The following is a 633-nucleotide window of genomic DNA, read 5'->3' as shown; positions in this document are numbered from 1 at the left end:
TCTAGCTGTTTCAAGTGATAGTAGTAGGTCGAACGAGCTAGTTTAATGGCTTTTAGAAGAATATCTAACGAAAACTCAGTCATTAATTCTTGAACAATTTCTGTCTTTCTTCTTTCTCTTTTTCCTCCTTCAATCGGAGTTCTCTCAACTTTTTTAGGATGGCATTCTCCGCTCTCAGGTACTCATTTTCTGCTTGAAGACGTTCTAATTCTGTCCTCTCTTCAGGTCTCGTTTTTAGCTTATGTCCCATTTTAGGTATTCTCCCTCTTGTTTTCTCAACAATAGTATACCCGTTTTTCTTGTATTGTGCTAGCCAATTAAGAAGTATCGTACGACTTGGGAGGCCGTATTCAAGTGAAACTCTATCTTTAGTCCAGCCTTCATGTAAGACTTTATTAATCATTTCTTGTTTTAAATCAGGAGAATAGTAACGATTTTTTCCTTTTTTGACGAATTCTATTCCGTAACGATCAATCAATTTAATCATGTACCTAATATTAGAATTGTTTATCCCAAATTTATTTGAAAGCTTCTCTAAGCTATATCCTTGTTTTCTAAGTTCATAGATTTGAACTTTATCATCATAAGTTAATTTCATAATAAAAATACCCCAAAAGTTAGATTTTTATGTCT

At 33.2% G+C, this 633-nt stretch carries 1 pseudogene; it reads right to left on the bottom strand.

Annotated features, from left to right (window positions below):
• Positions 1-598: pseudogene (locus O3611_RS09770) on the bottom strand (IS3 family transposase); the annotation flags it as partial.
• Positions 599-633 lie beyond the last annotated feature (35 nt).

It is taken from the genome of Streptococcus sp. 27098_8_91 (assembly GCF_041432385.1).
Classification (GTDB): domain Bacteria; phylum Bacillota; class Bacilli; order Lactobacillales; family Streptococcaceae; genus Streptococcus.
This window is presented reverse-complemented; position numbering and strand designations above follow the sequence as displayed.